At 68.9% G+C, this 15,708-nt stretch carries 13 protein-coding genes; 12 read left to right on the top strand and 1 reads right to left on the bottom strand.

All coding sequences use genetic code 11. The features are described 5' to 3' along the window. Position 1: 1 nt before the first annotated feature. Genes EJO66_RS19630 through EJO66_RS19610 form a run of 5 tightly spaced genes read left to right on the top strand, consistent with a single transcriptional unit; the run spans position 2 to position 6,624 of the window. On the top strand, positions 2 to 1,690 hold the full coding sequence (locus EJO66_RS19630; protein ID WP_125965825.1) for a hydantoinase B/oxoprolinase family protein: 1,689 nt from the start codon (positions 2 to 4) through the stop codon (positions 1,688 to 1,690). Next, positions 1,687 to 3,741, top strand: a complete 2,055-nt coding sequence (locus EJO66_RS19625; RefSeq protein WP_125965824.1) for a hydantoinase/oxoprolinase family protein — start codon at positions 1,687 to 1,689, stop codon at positions 3,739 to 3,741. Before EJO66_RS19630 ends, EJO66_RS19625 begins: the two co-directional genes overlap by 4 nt. Beyond that, entirely contained in the window at positions 3,738 to 4,352 is a 615-nt protein-coding gene (locus EJO66_RS19620) for a cysteine hydrolase family protein (protein ID WP_125965823.1), read from the top strand. Before EJO66_RS19625 ends, EJO66_RS19620 begins: the two co-directional genes overlap by 4 nt. Further along, positions 4,349 to 5,764, top strand: a complete 1,416-nt coding sequence (locus EJO66_RS19615; RefSeq protein ID WP_125965822.1) for an FAD-dependent oxidoreductase — start codon at positions 4,349 to 4,351, stop codon at positions 5,762 to 5,764. The genes EJO66_RS19620 and EJO66_RS19615 overlap by 4 nt, the downstream gene beginning before the upstream one ends. Next, the gene (locus EJO66_RS19610; RefSeq protein ID WP_124959767.1) at positions 5,761 to 6,624 is read left to right on the top strand and encodes an isocitrate lyase/PEP mutase family protein; all 864 of its coding nucleotides are present in this window, start codon (positions 5,761 to 5,763) and stop codon (positions 6,622 to 6,624) included. The genes EJO66_RS19615 and EJO66_RS19610 overlap by 4 nt, the downstream gene beginning before the upstream one ends. A 9-nt stretch (positions 6,625 to 6,633) precedes the next feature. Here the strand turns inward: EJO66_RS19610 and EJO66_RS19605 are convergent, their stop codons facing one another. Continuing rightward, positions 6,634 to 7,518 carry a LysR family transcriptional regulator gene (locus tag EJO66_RS19605; RefSeq protein ID WP_124959766.1) on the bottom strand — a complete coding sequence of 295 codons (885 nt, stop codon included), beginning with the start codon at positions 7,516 to 7,518 and terminating at the stop codon, positions 6,634 to 6,636. A gap of 133 nt (positions 7,519 to 7,651) precedes the next feature. Between EJO66_RS19605 and EJO66_RS19600 the strand changes: the two genes are divergently transcribed. From EJO66_RS19600 to EJO66_RS19570, 7 genes are all read left to right on the top strand, one after another. Continuing rightward, a complete protein-coding gene (locus EJO66_RS19600; RefSeq protein ID WP_125965821.1) occupies positions 7,652 to 8,410 on the top strand; it encodes an SDR family oxidoreductase in 759 nt (252 codons plus the stop codon). A gap of 128 nt (positions 8,411 to 8,538) precedes the next feature. After that, positions 8,539 to 9,237, top strand: coding sequence for a TetR/AcrR family transcriptional regulator (locus tag EJO66_RS19595; protein ID WP_124959764.1), 699 nt, complete (start codon positions 8,539 to 8,541; stop codon positions 9,235 to 9,237). A gap of 51 nt (positions 9,238 to 9,288) precedes the next feature. Beyond that, on the top strand, positions 9,289 to 11,085 hold the full coding sequence (locus EJO66_RS19590) for an acyl-CoA dehydrogenase C-terminal domain-containing protein (RefSeq protein WP_124959763.1): 1,797 nt from the start codon (positions 9,289 to 9,291) through the stop codon (positions 11,083 to 11,085). Between the two features lie 43 nt (positions 11,086 to 11,128). Further along, positions 11,129 to 11,563: a DUF2147 domain-containing protein gene (locus tag EJO66_RS19585; RefSeq protein WP_125965820.1), complete on the top strand. Its 435-nt coding sequence runs from the start codon at positions 11,129 to 11,131 to the stop codon at positions 11,561 to 11,563. Positions 11,564 to 11,599: 36 nt separating this feature from the next. Continuing rightward, positions 11,600 to 13,999, top strand: coding sequence for a 3-hydroxyacyl-CoA dehydrogenase/enoyl-CoA hydratase family protein (locus EJO66_RS19580; protein ID WP_125965819.1), 2,400 nt, complete (start codon positions 11,600 to 11,602; stop codon positions 13,997 to 13,999). A 117-nt stretch (positions 14,000 to 14,116) separates the two neighbouring features. Beyond that, positions 14,117 to 14,476: an endonuclease domain-containing protein gene (locus EJO66_RS19575; RefSeq protein WP_240648613.1), complete on the top strand. Its 360-nt coding sequence runs from the start codon at positions 14,117 to 14,119 to the stop codon at positions 14,474 to 14,476. Next, a complete protein-coding gene (locus tag EJO66_RS19570) occupies positions 14,473 to 15,669 on the top strand; it encodes an acetyl-CoA C-acyltransferase (RefSeq protein ID WP_124959759.1) in 1,197 nt (398 codons plus the stop codon). The genes EJO66_RS19575 and EJO66_RS19570 overlap by 4 nt, the downstream gene beginning before the upstream one ends. The last annotated feature ends 39 nt before the right edge of the window (positions 15,670 to 15,708 follow it).

Raw genomic sequence — 15,708 nt, 5'->3', positions numbered from 1 at the left:
CATGAACGACACCCTCGACCCCGTCACGCTCGCCGTGCTGCGCGGCCGCCTCGAACAGGTGGCCGACGAGATGGACGCCACGCTCTACCGCAGCGCGTTCAACCCCATCATTGCCGAGGCGCACGACGCCTGCCACGGCCTGTACGACGCCACGACCGGCGACACGCTGGTGCAGGGCAAGTCGGGCCTGCCGGTGTTCGTGGGCGCCATGGCCTTCGCGGTGCGCGCCACCGCCAAGGCGGCCGCGCCGCGCGGCGGCATGAAGGACGGCGACATCTGGATCAGCAACGACGCCTACGACGGCGGCACGCACGCCAATGACTTCAAGCTGGTCAAGCCCTTCTTCCGCAACGGCAAGCTGTATTGCTACATGGCCTCGGCCGCGCACTGGCACGACGTGGGCGGCGCGGTGCCCGGCAACTACAACCCGGCCGCCACCGAGTGCTGGCAGGAGGCGGTGCAGATCCCGCCGGTGCGCATCGTGCAGGGCGGCGTGCTCGATGCCGACGTGCTCGCCATCCTGCAGGCCAACACGCGCCTGCCCGACAGCCTCTGGGGCGACCTCAACGGCCAGCTCGCCGCGCTGGAGCTCGGTGCCAAGCGCCTGCACGGCCTGCTCGACGAATACGGCGACGGCCTGGTGCTGAATGCGCTGGGCGAGCTGCGCAGCCGCGCGCTGCGCCTCATGCGCGCGCACATCGCCTCGCTGCCCGATGGCCGCTACAGCTTCGAGGATGTGCTCGACAACGACGGCATCACGAACGAGCCGCTCACCATCGCGCTCGACATGACGGTGGCCGGCGACCGGCTCACGCTCGACTTCTCGCGCACCTCGCCGCAATGCGCCGGCCCGGTGAACATCTCGCGCGCCACGGCGGTCGCGGCCTGCTACGTCGCGCTCAAGCACCTGTTCCCCGACGTGCCCGCGAACGCCGGCGTGCTCGACGCGGTGGACTTCGTGATTCCGGACCGGCTGGTGATCAGCGCCGAGCGCCCGCGCCCGGTCGGCGGCTACACCGAGACCATCCTGCGCATGATCGACGTGATCTTCAGCGCCGCCGCGCAGGCCGACCCCACGCGCGCCGTGGCGCAGGCCTACGGCACCATCAACGCGCTGTCGATTGCGGGCCACCGCAGCGACAAGGGCCGCGAAGGTCAGCGCTGGGTGATGTTCAGCTTCTTCGGCGGCGGGCACGGCGGCCATTCGGGCGGCGACGGCCTGTCGCACGGCAACGCGCCGATCTCGACCGCGACGATTCCGCCGCTCGAGATCCTCGAGGCCGCGTACCCCGTGCGCTTCACCGAATGGTCGCTGCGCGCCGACTCGGGCGGCGACGGCCGGCATCGCGGCGGTTTGGGCGCCGTCTACGAGATCGAACTGCTCGAGAAGGACGCCGAGGTGTTCGTCTTCGGCGAGCGCGGCACCTCGCCGCCCAAGGGCATCGCGGGCGGCGGCCCGGGCGCCCTCAACGTGTTCCGCTACGAGAACGCGGGCGAGTGGCACACGCCGCCCATGGTGTCGAAGATGCGCGGCATCCGGCTCGCGCGCGGCGAGCGCGTGCGGCTCGAAACGCCCGGCGGCGGCGGCTGGGGCCGGGCCGGCGAGCGCCCCGCTTCGCAGCGCGAAGCCGATGCCGCCATGGGCTACGCCACGGCCGCTGCCGGCAGCAAGCAGAAAGCATCCGAATGAGCTCCACAAGCAAATCCCTTGTCGTCGGCGTCGATGTCGGCGGCACTTTCACCGACCTGTTCGTGCTCGACGAGGCCAACGGCAGCGCGCGCATCGTCAAGGTGCCCTCCACGCGCGGCGAGGAAGCGCGCGGCTTCATGAACGGCGTGGCGCGCGTGGCCGATTCGGCCGCGGCCATCGCCACCATCGTGCACGGCACCACCGTCGGCACCAACGCGCTGCTCGAACGCAAGGTGGCGCGCACCGGCATCATCACCACGCGCGGCTTCCGCGACGTGCTCGAGATGCGCCGCCGCGACCGGCCCGAGACCTGGGGCCTGCGCGGCAGCTTCGCGCCCGTGGTGCCGCGCGACCTGCGCCGCGAAGTCGACGAGCGCGTGCTGGCCGACGGCACGCTGCACACGCCGGTCGACCTGGAACAGGTGCGCGCCGAGGCGCGCTCGCTGCTCGAAGCGGGCTGCGAAGCGGTGTGCGTGTTCTTCATCAACACCTACGCCAACCCCGAGAACGAACGGCTCGCCGTGGCGGCCGTGCGCGAACTCTGGCCCAACCCGCACGTCACCTCGGCCAGCGAAGTGCTGCCCGAGATCCGCGAGTTCGAGCGCTGCTCGACCGCCACGCTCAATGCGGCGCTGCAGCCGGTGGTCGGCAGCTACCTCGGCCGCCTCGAAGCCGACCTGCGCGCGCAGGGCTTCGCGGGCGAGCTGCTGGTGGTGCAGAGCAACGGCGGCGTGATGTCGCGCCAGACCGCGAGCGACCTGCCGGTGCGCACCGCGCTGTCGGGCCCGGCGGCCGGCGTGATCGCCTGCGCCGCCATTGCGCGCGCGGCGGGTTTTCCGAACGCGATCACCGGCGACATGGGCGGCACCTCGTTCGACGTGTCGCTGGTGGCCAACGGCGAGGCCGCGCTGGCCGCGCAGACCGCCATCGAGTTCGGCATGGTGATCCGCTCGCCGATGATCCAGATCGAGACCATCGGCGCCGGCGGCGGCTCCATCGCTTCCGTGGATGCGAGCGGCATGCTGCAGGTCGGCCCCGAGTCCGCCGGCAGCGTGCCGGGACCGGCGTGCTATGGGCGCGGCAACATGCGCCCGACCGTGACGGATGCGAACGTGCTGCTCGGCCGCATCGCCGCCGACCGGCCGCTCGGTGGCGGGCTGCTCGCGGCGCTCGATGCGCAGAAGTCGCGGCAGGCCATCGAGGAGCACGTCGCGCGCCCGCTGGGCCTCGGCGTGCACGCTGCGGCCGAGGCGATCCTGACGGTGGCCAATGCACGCATGGCAGGCGCGATCCGCCTCGTGTCGATCGAGCGCGGGCACGATCCGCGCCGCTTTGCCTACATGCCCTTCGGCGGCGGCGGTGCGCTGCATGTGTGCGCGATGATGCGCGAGGTGGGCGTGGCCACCGGCATCGTGCCGCGCTATCCCGGCGTGACCTCCGCCCTGGGCTGCGTGATCGCCGACATGCGCCACGACGCGGTGCAGACCCTCAACAGGCCGCTCGCCGAACTCGACGTGGCCGACTTGCAGCGCCGCATCGACGAACTCTCGGCGGCCTGCCAGCAGCGCCTCGACTCCTCGGGCGTGCGCTTCGACGAAGTGCGCGAGGTGATCGCGCTCGACATGCTCTACGCCGGCCAGACGCACACGCTGCCCGTGGTGCTCGCCGATGCGGGCCAGGCGCCGGTCACGGCCGCGTCGATCCGCGCGGCTTTCGAGGCCAGCTATATGGCCGCCTTCGGCCGCGTGCTCGACGGCATCCCGATCCGCGTGATGAACCTGCGCTACGCGCGCATCGGCGTGCGGCCCAAGTTCGACCTGAAGGTGCTGGCACCCGAAGGGCAGGGCAGCACTGCGCCGCTGGGCACGCAGCGCGTGTTCCACGACGGCCGGTGGCACGAGGCCGTGCGCTACGCACGGCTCGAACTGCCGGTGGCCGCGCGCATCGAAGGCCCTGCGATCCTCGAGCAGGCCGACACCACCGTGTGGCTCGAACCCGGCTTCCATGCCGAGGTCGACGCGCACGGCAACCTGCTGGTGAGGCTGTCATGAGCGCGGAGGCGAAGCCTGTTGCAGCGAGGACGGCGCTGGTCGTCATCGACCTGCAGAACGACTTTCTCGATGCCAAGGGCGCCTATGCGCGCGGCGGCGACACCAATCCGCCCGCGCTGCTGCTGCCGTCCCGCGTGGCCGCGGTGGCGCGTGCGCTCAAGGCCGCGGGCGGCCTCGTGGTGGCCAGCCAATTCACGTTGTGGCCCGACGCGGCTGGCGAGCCGATGGTGTCGCCGCACCTGAAGGCGCTGCGCCCCTACCTGAAGAAGGGCGACTTCGCGCCCGGCAGCTGGGGCCAGGCCAACGTCGAGGCGCTGGCCGGGCTGGTCGACGTGACGGTCAGCAAGGTCGCGTACTCCGCCTTCTTCAACACGCAGCTCGACTGGGTGCTGCGCCGCGCGGGCATCGACACCGTGGCCGTGTGCGGCATCGTGACCAACGGCGGCGTGGCCAGCACGGTGCGCGATGCCCACATGCGCGACTACCGCACGCTGGTGCTCGCCGACGGCTGCGCGGCCTTCGGCGAAGAGCGCCACCAGACCTCGCTGGCCGACATGCGCAACGTGGCCGAGGTGACCGACTGCGCGGCCTTCACCGCTTCGCTCGCATGACTGGAAACCCTTCGCGGCTCATCCGCCGCGCGACGGAGGTCGGGGCCGACGTGCACGTGCCGGTGGCCGTCGTCGGTGGCGGCGCGTGCGGGCTCACGGCCGCGCTGATGCTGTCCGATGCGGGCGTGGACTGCCTGGTGCTCGAGCGCGACGCGCTGCCCAGCGGCTCGACCGCGCTGTCGTCAGGCTTCATCCCCGCGCCCGGCACGCGCACGCAGCGGGCGCATGGGGTGCAGGGCGACGGTGCCGAGCGCTTTGCCGCCGACATCCAGGCCAAGGCCCACGGCCGTGCGGCGCCTGCGCTGGTCGAGGCCTATGCGGCTTCCATCGGCCCGGCGCTCGACGCGTTGCAGGAACAGCACGGCCTGCAATGGATGCTGCTCGACGGCTTTCTCTATCCAGGCCACAGCGTTCATCGGATGCATTCGCTGCCGCAGAAGACCGGCGCGTCGCTGATGGCTGCCTTGCAGGCGGCCGTCGAGGCAGCGGGCATTCCCGTGCTGACGCAGGCGCTGGTCGACACGCTGGTGCTCGACGCCGAAGACCACGTGATCGGCATCGACTGCTTGCGACCCGATGGCAGCCGCGAAACGCTGGGCTGCGACGCACTGCTGCTCGCCTGCAACGGCTTCGGCGGCAATCCGGAAATGGTCCGCGCGCTGCTGCCCGAGATGGCCGAAGCCACCTTCGGCGGCCACGCCGGCAACGACGGCAGCGCGATCCTCTGGGGCGAAGCACTGGGCGCACGTCTGCGCGACCTCGGCGGCTACCAGGGCCACGGCTCGTGGGTCACGCCGCAAGGCGCGCTGATGTCGTGGGCCGTGATGATGGAAGGCGGCGTGCAGCTCAACTGCGAGGGCCGGCGCTTCCACGACGAGACACAGGGCTACTCGGAAGCCGCCGTGCACGTGCTCGCACAGCCGGGCGGCATTGCGTGGAACGTGTTCGACGCGCCGCTGCTTGCGCTGGCGCGGGGCTTTCCCGACTTCCGCGAGGCCGAGGCGGCGGGCGCGCTGCGCCGCTGCGAATCGGTGGCTGCGCTGGCGGACTGCATCGGCTGCGAGCCTTCCGTGCTGCAAGGCGCGCTCGACGCCATGCGCGCCAGCACGCCACCGCCCGATGGCCGCGTGTTCGCACGCGCACTCGAAGCGCCGTACTTCGCAGTGAAGGTCACGGGCGCGCTGTTCCACACCCAGGGCGGCCTCGACACCGCGCCCGACATGCGCGTGCTGCGCCGCGACGGCACGCCCTTCGCCAACCTGTTCGCCGCCGGTGGCGCGGCGGGCGGCGTTTCCGGCGATGCGGTGTGGGGCTATCTTTCCGGCAACGGCCTGCTGAGCGCGGTGGCCGGCGGCTACATCGCGGCGCGCACGGCTGCCGCGCTGATCCAATCGACGAAAGCGTCCCAATGACGAACCCCTCCTTCAAGACCCGGCTCGCGCGCAAGGACATCGTGCTCGCACCCGGCGTGTACGACGCGCTCAGCGCGCTCGTGGCCGAGCAGGCCGGCTTCGAGGCGCTGTACCTCTCGGGCGCCTCCATCGCCTACACGCGGCTCGGCCGCTCCGACATCGGCCTCACCACCTTCACCGAGGTGGCCGACGTGCTGGCGCGCATCACCGAACGCGTGAGCCTGCCGGTGATCGTCGATGCCGACACCGGCTTCGGCAACGCGCTCAACACCCAGCGCACCGTGCGCGGTTTCGAGCGCGCGGGCGCGGCCATGGTGCAGATCGAGGACCAGACCTTCCCCAAGCGCTGCGGCCACCTCGACGGCAAGGCCGTGGTGCCCGAGCGCGAGATGGTCGGCAAGCTCAAGGCCGCGCTGGACGCGCGCACCTCGGGCGACACGCTGATCCTCGCGCGCACCGATGCGGTGGCGGTCGAAGGGCTGGAGGCCGCGCTCGACCGTGCCGAGGCGTATCTGGCCTGCGGCGTGGACGCGCTCTTCATCGAGGCGCTGCGCTCGCCCGAGCAGATGGACGCCGCCTGCCAGCGCTTCGGCGACCGCGTGCCGCTGCTCGCCAACATGGTCGAAGGCGGCAAGACGCCGATCCAGGATGCGGACGCGCTGCAGAAGCACGGCTTTCGCATCGCGATCTTTCCGGGCGGCACCGCGCGCGCGGTGGTGCACACGCTGCAGGGCTACTACGCGAGCCTGCACCGGCACCGCACCACGCAGCCGTGGCGGCCGCAGATGCTGGACTTCGATGCGCTCAACGAGGTGATCGGCACGCCGGAGCTGATGCGCACCAGCCGGAAGTACGACTGACCTGCCGCCTCAGCGCAGCACGCGGATCAATTCGTCGTACACCAGCCGCACGCGCGCCGGCACCGGCGCGCGCTGCGGGCGGTAGACGTGGATGGGCCAGGGCTCGGGCGCCTCGGCCTCCAGCACGGGCAGCATCGCGCCTGTGCGCAGCCACGGTTCGGCCAGCGGCCCGATCAGCTGCCCGAAACCGACGCCCGCGAGCACGGCGGCGCATTCGGCATCGATGCTGTCGGTCACGAAGGCGGGCGAGGACACCGTCACCACCCGCCGCCTGCTGAAGGCCCACGGCCAGGGGCGGCCCGAGCTGCGGTCGATCAGCGCGGTGAGCGGCAGCGCCGAAAGCGCATCGAGGCCCTGCGGCCGGCCCACCCGTTCGATGAGCGCGGGCGCCGCCACCACATATAGCGCCATCTTGCCGACGGCGCGCGCCACGAAGCGCGCATCGCGCATCGGCCCCACGCGCACGCCGATGTCGATCTGCTCGTCGACCACGTCGGCATGCTGCTCCGACAGGCGCAGGTCGAGCACCAGCCCGGGGTGCGCCGCCAGCAGCGGCGCCAGCGCCTGCGGAATGAGCCGGGCATACACGTGCGGCGCCGTGACCCGCACCGTGCCCGCATGCTGCGACAGCGCGCGCCGGTCGATCTGGTGGAACAGCTCGTCGACGCTGCCCACCGCCACGCGGGCGCGCTCGGCCAGCTGCCGGCCGAAGTCGGTGAGCTGCACGCCGCGCGTGCTGCGATGGAACAGCGGCTCGCCCAGTTCTTCTTCCAGCTCGCGCACCGCGCGCGTCACGACTTGCGGCGAGACGGACAGGCGCGCGGCGGCCTCGCGGAAGTTGGCGGCAGCGGCGGCGGTGCAGAACACGCGCAGGGCTTCGAGACGGTTGGCCATGGGGTGCTTTCAAGAGGCGCTGTATTCCAGATTGAGGAATTGTGAAGTCGCCAGAGTTTCATTTACGGGAACGCGTGGATTTTCCACACTGCATGTACTTCTTGTTCTTCAACACACCCGAAAGGAATTTCCCATGACATCCGTTCAAGACAACATCAAAGGCAAGGTCGCCATCGTCACCGGCGCGAGCAGCGGGCTCGGCGAATCGACCGCACGCCACCTGGCCGCGCGCGGCGCGAAAGTGGTGCTCGCGGCGCGTCGCACCGATCGCCTCGACAAGGTGGTCGCCGAAATCCGCGAGGCCGGCGGCGAGGCCATCGCCGTGGCCACCGACGTGGCCCGTCGCGCCGATCTGGAAAAGCTCGCCGCCGCCACTGTCGAGGCCTTCGGCCGCATCGACGTGCTGGTCAACAACGCGGGCGTGATGCCGCTGTCGCCACTCGACAAGCTCAAGGTCGACGAGTGGGACCGCACCATCGACGTCAACATCAAGGGCGTGCTCTACGGCATTGCCGCGGTGCTGCCGCGCATGCAGGCACAGGGCAGCGGCCATATCGTCAACGTCGCGTCGATCGCGGGGCTCAAGGTGTTCACGCCGATCGGCACGGTCTACAGCGCGACCAAGCATGCGGTGCGCGCCATCTCCGAAGGGCTGCGCGTGGAAATGGGCAACGGCGGCGTGCGCGTGACCATCGTCTCGCCCGGCGCGGTGGAGTCGGAGCTGAAGTTCGGCAGCACCGACGCCGAGAGCGCGGCCGGCGTCAGGGCGTTCTACGAAGCCAACCAGATCCCCGCCGATTCGGTGGCGCGCGCCGTGGTCTATGCCGTGGAGCAGCCGGCGGATGTGGACATCAACGAGGTGGTGCTGCGGCCGGTCTCGCAGGAGTTCTGATCCGGGGGTGGGGCATGGCGCCCCGCTTTCCGCCCATTAACCTTCAATAGCGGAAGGTCATTGCCAGCCAAAAGTGCAAAGCCCCTGCAAAATAGAACGACCGTTCGTTTTATTCCGGAGCTTCCACGATGTCTGTCAATGCCGTTCCCGCCAAGCCGGTCCGCGCTGCCCAGAAGGGCCAGCAGACCAAGGCCGTGATCGTCGACGCCGCGCTGGCGCTGGCGGCGCAGATCGGGCTCGAGGGCCTGTCGATCGGCGCGGTGGCCGAGCTCACCAAGATGAGCAAGTCGGGCGTGTTCGCCCACTTCGGCTCGCGCGAGGAACTGCAGATTTCCGTGGTGCGCGAGTATCACGCACGTTTCGAGCAGGAAGTGTTTTTTCCCGCGCTCGAGGCGCCGCGCGGCCTGCCGCGCCTGCGCGCCATGTTCGCCAACTGGATGAAGCGCACCTCGGCCGAGATCGACTCGGGCTGCATCTACATCAGCGGCGCTTCCGAATTCGACGACCGTCCCGGCCCGGTGCGCGATGCGCTCGTGGAATCGGTCAGCATCTGGCAGGCGGCCGTGCTGCGCGCGATCGTGCAGGCCAAGAGCGAAGGCCATCTGCGCGCCGACGCCGACGAGCGGCAGCTGGCCTTCGAGATCCACGGCCTGATCCTCGCGCTGCACTACGAAGCGCGCTTCCTGCAGGTGCCGGGTTCCATCGGCCGCGCCAACGTCGGCTTCGACAACATCCTTGCGCGCAGCGCCACGCCCGATGCGCCGCCGGCCGAAGCCGCGGCGGCGGCCAAGCCCGCCGCCTCCCGCCGGCTCAAGCCGGTGCGCTGAGCGGCCCCCTTTTTCTTTTTCCCTTTCAGTTTTAGACCAGGAGAGTCACGGATGCCTACCTACAACCCACCCGTACGCGACATGCAGTTCGTGCTGCACGAAGTGCTCAACGTCGCCGACGAACTCAAGGCGCTTCCGGCCCATGCCGAGACCGATGCCGACACCATCAACGCGGTGATCGAGGAGGCCGGCAAGTTCGCCGCCGAGGTGACCTTCCCGCTCAACATCAGCGGCGACGAAGAAGGCTGCACGCTCGACAAGGCCACGCACGAGGTCAAGACGCCCAAGGGCTTCAAGGACGCCTACGCCAAGTACGTCGAAGGCGGCTGGCCCGCGCTCTCGTGCGACCCGGCCTTCGGCGGCCAGGGCCTGCCCTTCGTGGTCAACCAGTGCCTGTTCGAAATGCTCAACAGCGCCAACCAGGCCTGGACCATGTACCCTGGCCTCTCGCACGGCGCCTACGAAGCGCTGGTGGCCCACGGCACCGAAGAGCAGAAGAAGACCTACCTGCCCAAGCTCACGAGCGGCGAATGGACCGGCACCATGTGCCTGACCGAGCCGCACTGCGGCACCGACCTGGGCCTGCTGCGCACCAAGGCCGAACCCCAGCCCGACGGCAGCTACCGCATCACCGGCAGCAAGATCTTCATCTCGGCCGGCGAGCACGACATGACGGACAACATCATTCACCTGGTGCTGGCCCGCCTGCCCGATGCGCCCAAGGGCAGCAAGGGCATCAGCCTGTTCGTGGTGCCCAAGTACAAGGTCAAGTCCGACGGCTCGCTCGGCGAGCGCAACCCGATCTTCTGCGCCGGCCTCGAGCACAAGATGGGCATCCACGGCAACGCCACCGCGCAGATCGTGATCGAAGGCGCCACCGGTTCGCTGGTGGGCGAGCCCAACAAGGGCCTGCAGGCCATGTTCGTGATGATGAACGCCGCGCGCCTGGGCGTGGGCAACCAGTCGCTCGGCCTGACCGAAGTGGCTTACCAGAATGCGCTGGCCTACGCCAAGGACCGCATCCAGATGCGCTCGCTCTCGGGCGTGAAGGCCAAGGACAAGGAAGCCGACCCGATCATCGTGCACCCCGACGTGCGCAAGATGCTGCTCACGGCCAAGGCGTACGCCGAAGGCGGCCGCGCGCTGCAGATCTTCTGCACGCTGCTGCTCGACAAGGAGCACAACCACCCGGACGAGAAGGTGCGCAAGGACTCGGGCGAACTGGTGGCGCTGCTCACGCCCATCGTCAAGGCCTTCATCACCGACAACGGCCACATCGCGACCAACGCCTGCATGCAGGTGTTCGGCGGCCACGGCTTCATCAAGGAATGGGGCATGGAGCAGTTCGTGCGCGACAACCGCATCAACATGATCTACGAAGGCACCAACACCATCCAGTCGCTGGACCTGCTGGGCCGCAAGGTGCTGGGCAACAACGGCGCGTCGCTGAAGAAGTTCGGCAAGCTCGTCGCCAAGCTGGTGGAAGAAGAGGGCGTGAACGAGAAGATGGCCGAGTTCATCAACCCCATCGCGGGCCTGGGCGACCAGCTCACCAAGTTCACGACGGAGATCGGCTTCAAGGGCTTCCAGAACCCCGACGAAGTGGGCGCCGCCGCGGTCGACTACCTGCGCGTGGCCGGCCATTTCGTGTTCGGCTACCTGTTCGCGCGCATGGCGCAGGTGGCGCTGCGCGAAATTGCCGCCGGCAACACCGACCCGTTCTATGTTGCCAAGCTGCAGACCGCGCGCTTCTACTTCGCCAAGCTGTTCCCCGAAACCGCGACGCTGATGCGCACCGCACGCGCCGGCAGCAAGGTGCTGATGGACACCGACGCGGCGCTGGCCTGAGGCCTTCGACCCTTCTTCTCATCGTCCGACTGGGAGCCGTTTCATGAAATCGACGCTTGCAGCCATCGTTCTTGCCGCCACCGCCGTCATGGCCGCGGCGCAGACCACGCCTGTCGGCCTCTGGCGCAACGTCGACGACAAGACCGGCGAGGCCAAGGCCGAGATCCGCATCGGCGAAGTCAACGGCGCGCTCATCGGCCGCATCGAGAAGTCGCTCAAGAAGGACGCCAAGCCCGATGCGATCTGCGACGAGTGCAGCGACGACCGCAAGGGCAAGCCCATCACCGGGCTCGACATCATCCGCGGCGGCAAGAAGGCCGAGGGCAAGGACGTCTGGGAAGGCGGAAAGATCCTCGACCCCGAGAACGGCAAGGAATACCGCGCGAGCTTCACGCCGATCGACGGTGGCAAGAAGCTCGAAGTGCGCGGCTATCTGGGGCCCTTCTGGCGTACGCAAACCTGGAACCGCGTGCAGTAAGCGGCGCACGGTTTCTCACAACACATACCAATCAACATGTCCCGATTTCAAGTGAAGAAGGTCGCCGTGCTCGGCGCCGGCGTGATGGGCGCGCAGATTGCCGCCCACCTCGTCAACGTGCGCGTGCCCGTCGTGCTGTTCGACCTGGCCGCCAAGGAAGGCCCGAAGAACGGCATCGTCTCGCGCGCCATCGACAACCTCAAGAAGCTCAAGCCCGCGCCGCTCGGCGACGTGGCCGATGCGGTGCTCATCGAGCAGGCCAACTACGACGACGACCTCGCCAGGCTCGGCGAGTGCGATCTCGTCATCGAAGCCATCGCCGAGCGCATGGACTGGAAGCTCGACCTGTACAGGAAGATCGCGCCCCACGTCGCCAGGCACGCGATCCTGGCCTCGAACACCTCGGGCCTGTCGATCACCAAGCTCAGCGAGGCGCTGCCTGAAGCCCTGAAGCCGCGCTTCTGCGGCATCCACTTCTTCAACCCGCCGCGCTACATGTTCCTGGTGGAGCTGATCAACACGCCCACCACCGAGCCGCAGGTGCTCGACGATCTCGAGGCCTTCGTCACCAGCACGCTCGGCAAGGGCGTGGTGCGCGCGCACGACACGCCCAACTTCATCGCCAACCGCGTCGGCATCGCCGGCATGCTGGCCACGCTGAAGGAAGTCGAGAAGTTCGGCCTCACGCCCGACGTGGTGGACGACCTCACCGGCAAGAAGCTGGGCCGCGCGAGCTCGGGCACCTTCCGCACGGCCGACGTGGTGGGCCTGGACACCATGGCCCACGTCGTGAAGACGCTGCAGGACAACCTCAACGCCGAGACCGACCCGTTCTACGCCAACTTCGCGACGCCGCCGGTGCTCGCCAAGCTGCTCGAGCTCGGCAACCTGGGCCAGAAGACCAAGGCCGGCTTTTTCAAGAAGATCGGCCGCGACATCCTGCGCTTCGACCTCCAGAGCGGCGAGTACGTGCCCGCCGGCGCCAAGGCCGACGAGGTGTATGGCCGCATGCTCAAGAAGCCAGCGGGCGAGCGCCTGAAGCTCTTGCGCGAGAGCGAAGGGCCGCAAGGCCAGTTCCTCTGGGCGATCTTGCGCGACAGCTTCCACTACGCGGCCGTGCACCTGGCGACCATTGCCGAAAGCGCGCGCGACGTGGATTTTGCGATGCGCTGGGGCTTCGGCATGAAGCAGGGCCCGTTCGAGCTCTGGCAGGAGGCCGGATGGGCGCAGGTCGCCAAGTGGGTGCAGGAAGACATCGACGCCGGCAAGGCGCTGAGCACGGTGCCGCTGCCGAAGTGGGTGTTCGAAGGCCCGGTCGCGCAGGCCGGCGGCGTGCACGCGCCTGAAGGCTCGTGGAGCGCTTCGCAGAACAAGTTCGTTCCACAGCGCAAGCTGCCGGTGCATGAGCGGCAGCTGTTCCCCGAAAGCGTGCTCGGCGCGAACGCGGCCGACGCGAACACTGCGGGCACCACCATCAGCGACGAAGGCGATGTGCGCGTGTGGACGCTCGACGGCGAAGTGCTGATCGCCAGCATCCATTCGAAGATGCATGCCATCAGCCCCGACGTGGCCGAGGCACTGGGCGCCGCGGTCGACCTGGCCGAAGCCGAATACAAGGGCCTGGTGATCTGGTCGCCCGACGAAGTGTTCTCGGTCGGCGCCGACCTGCAGGCCATGCTGCCGGCCTTCGTGGTCGCGGGCATCGGCGCGGTCGAAGGCGCGGAAGAAGAACTGCAGAACGTGATGCTCAAGATCCGCTACGCGAGCGTGCCGGTGGTCTCGGCCGTGCGCGGCATGGCGCTGGGCGGCGGCTGCGAGCTGGCCATCCATTCAGCCAGGCGCGTGGCGGCGATGGAAAGCTACATCGGCCTGGTCGAAGTCGGCGTGGGCCTGATCCCTGGCGCCGGCGGCCTGACCTACATCGCACGCCGCGCTGCGGAGAACGCGGCGGCCTCCACAGGCATCGACCTGCTGCCGTTCCTGACCGAAGGCTTCACGGCCGCCGCGATGGCCAAGGTGGGCACCGGCGCGCTCGATTCGAAGAAGCTCGGCTACCTGCTGGACAGCGACATCATCGTGCCGAACAAGGACGAGCTGCTCTACGTGGCGCTGCAGCAGGCCAGGGCCATGGCCGACGCCGGCTACCGCCCGCCGCTGCGCCGCACCTTCCGCGTGGCGGGCCGCAGCGGCGCCGCGACGATCAAGGGCCAGCTCGTGAACATGCGCGACGGCGGCTTCATCAGCGCGCACGATTTCCACATCGCGAGCCTGATCGCGCACGTGGTGACCGGCGGCGACGTGGACGCGGGCTCGCTCGTGACCGAGGAATACCTGATGACGCTGGAACGCAAGGCGTTCTGCTCGCTCATCGTGCATCCGAAGACGCAGGAGCGGATCATGGGGATGCTGAGCACGGGGAAGCCGGTGCGCAACTGACGCAGTCCTTCTCTTCCTCCTTCCCCCTCTGGGGGAAGGCCGGGATGGGGGCAGCAGCCGATGCAAAACCAATCCACTCCCAACGCGCAAAAGAATGCTCGCGTTCTCCGACGCGAGATGACCGACTCCGAGCGCAAGCTCTGGAGTGGGTTGCGCAGCGAACAACTGGGAGTGAAGCTCCGTCGGCAGCATCCACTCGGGAACCACATCGCCGACTTCGCCTGCCTCGATCCAAAACTGATCGTCGAAATGGATGGATCGCAGCACCAAGTGCAAGAAAGCTATGACGCACGACGCGATGCCTTCTTGCGTGAGCGGGGATTCGAGGTCCTGCGTTTCGGATCGAACGATCCATTTGTCAATTTTGAAGGGGTGCTGCAGGCCATCGTCAATCGACTTGCCGAATTGAAGGCCGCTTGCCCCCATCCCAACCTTCCCCCAGAGGGGGAAGGAGCCAAATCCAGGAGCTATCCATGAAACAAGTCCAAGACGCCTACATCGTCTCCGCCACCCGCACACCGATCGGCAAATCCCACCGCGGCTACTTCCGCAACTACCGGCCCGACGACCTGCTCGCGACCACGCTCAAGGCCGCGCTGGCCGCCGTGCCGGGCCTCGACCCCAAGGCCATCGAAGACATCATCTGCGGCTGCGCGATTCCCGAATCGCAGCAGGGCCTGAACGTCGCGCGCATCGGCGCGGTGCTCGCGGGCCTGCCGACCAGCATCGGCGGCATCACCGTGAACCGCTTCTGCGCATCGGGCCTGTCGGCCGTGCAGATGGCCGCGGACCGCATCCGCGTGGGCGAGGCCGACGTGATGATCGCGGCCGGCGTCGAGAGCATGAGCATGGTGCCGATGATGGGCAACTCGCCCTCGCTGTCGCCTTCCATCTTCGAACGCGAAGGCGATGTCGGCATTGCCTACGGCATGGGCCTCACGGCCGAGAAGGTCGCGCAGCAGTGGAAGGTGAGCCGCGAGGCGCAGGACGAGTTCGCGCTCGCCTCGCACCAGAAGGCGCTGGCCGCGCAGAAGGCCGGCAAGTTCGCGGACGAGATCACGCCCATCGAAGTGACCGACCGCACGCCGGACCTCGCCACCGGCGAATCGATCGCCAGGACCCGCACCGTCAACCTCGACGAAGGCGCGCGCCCCGACACCAGCCTCGAAGGCCTGGCCAAGCTGCGCACCGTGTTCGCCGCGCGCGGCACCGTGACGGCCGGCAACAGCTCGCAGACTTCCGACGGCGCGGGCGCGCTGATCCTCGCGAGCGAGAAGGCCGTGAAGCAATACGGCCTCACGCCGCTCGCGCGCTTCGTGAGCTTTGCGAGCAAGGGCGTGCCGCCGCACATCATGGGCATCGGCCCGATCGAGGCCATTCCGGCTGCGCTGCGCTATGCCGGCCTCAAGCACGAGGACATCGACTGGTTCGAGCTCAACGAAGCCTTCGCTGCGCAGTCGCTCGCGGTGATCAACACGCTGGGGCTCGACCCGAGCAAGGTCAACCCGATGGGCGGCGCGATCGCATTGGGCCATCCGCTCGGCGCGACGGGCGCGATCCGTGCGGCCACGGTGGTGCATGCGCTGCGCCGCGAGAACCTGAAGTACGGCATGGTCACGATGTGCGTGGGGATGGGGCAGGGCGCAGCGGGCATCTTCGAGCGCGTGTAGCGGCTGCTGCGCGGGCGATCTGCGGCGTTGCGGAGCGGT

Source organism: Variovorax beijingensis (assembly GCF_003951285.1).
In the GTDB taxonomy this organism is placed as follows: domain Bacteria; phylum Pseudomonadota; class Gammaproteobacteria; order Burkholderiales; family Burkholderiaceae_C; genus Variovorax; species Variovorax beijingensis.
This window is presented reverse-complemented; position numbering and strand designations above follow the sequence as displayed.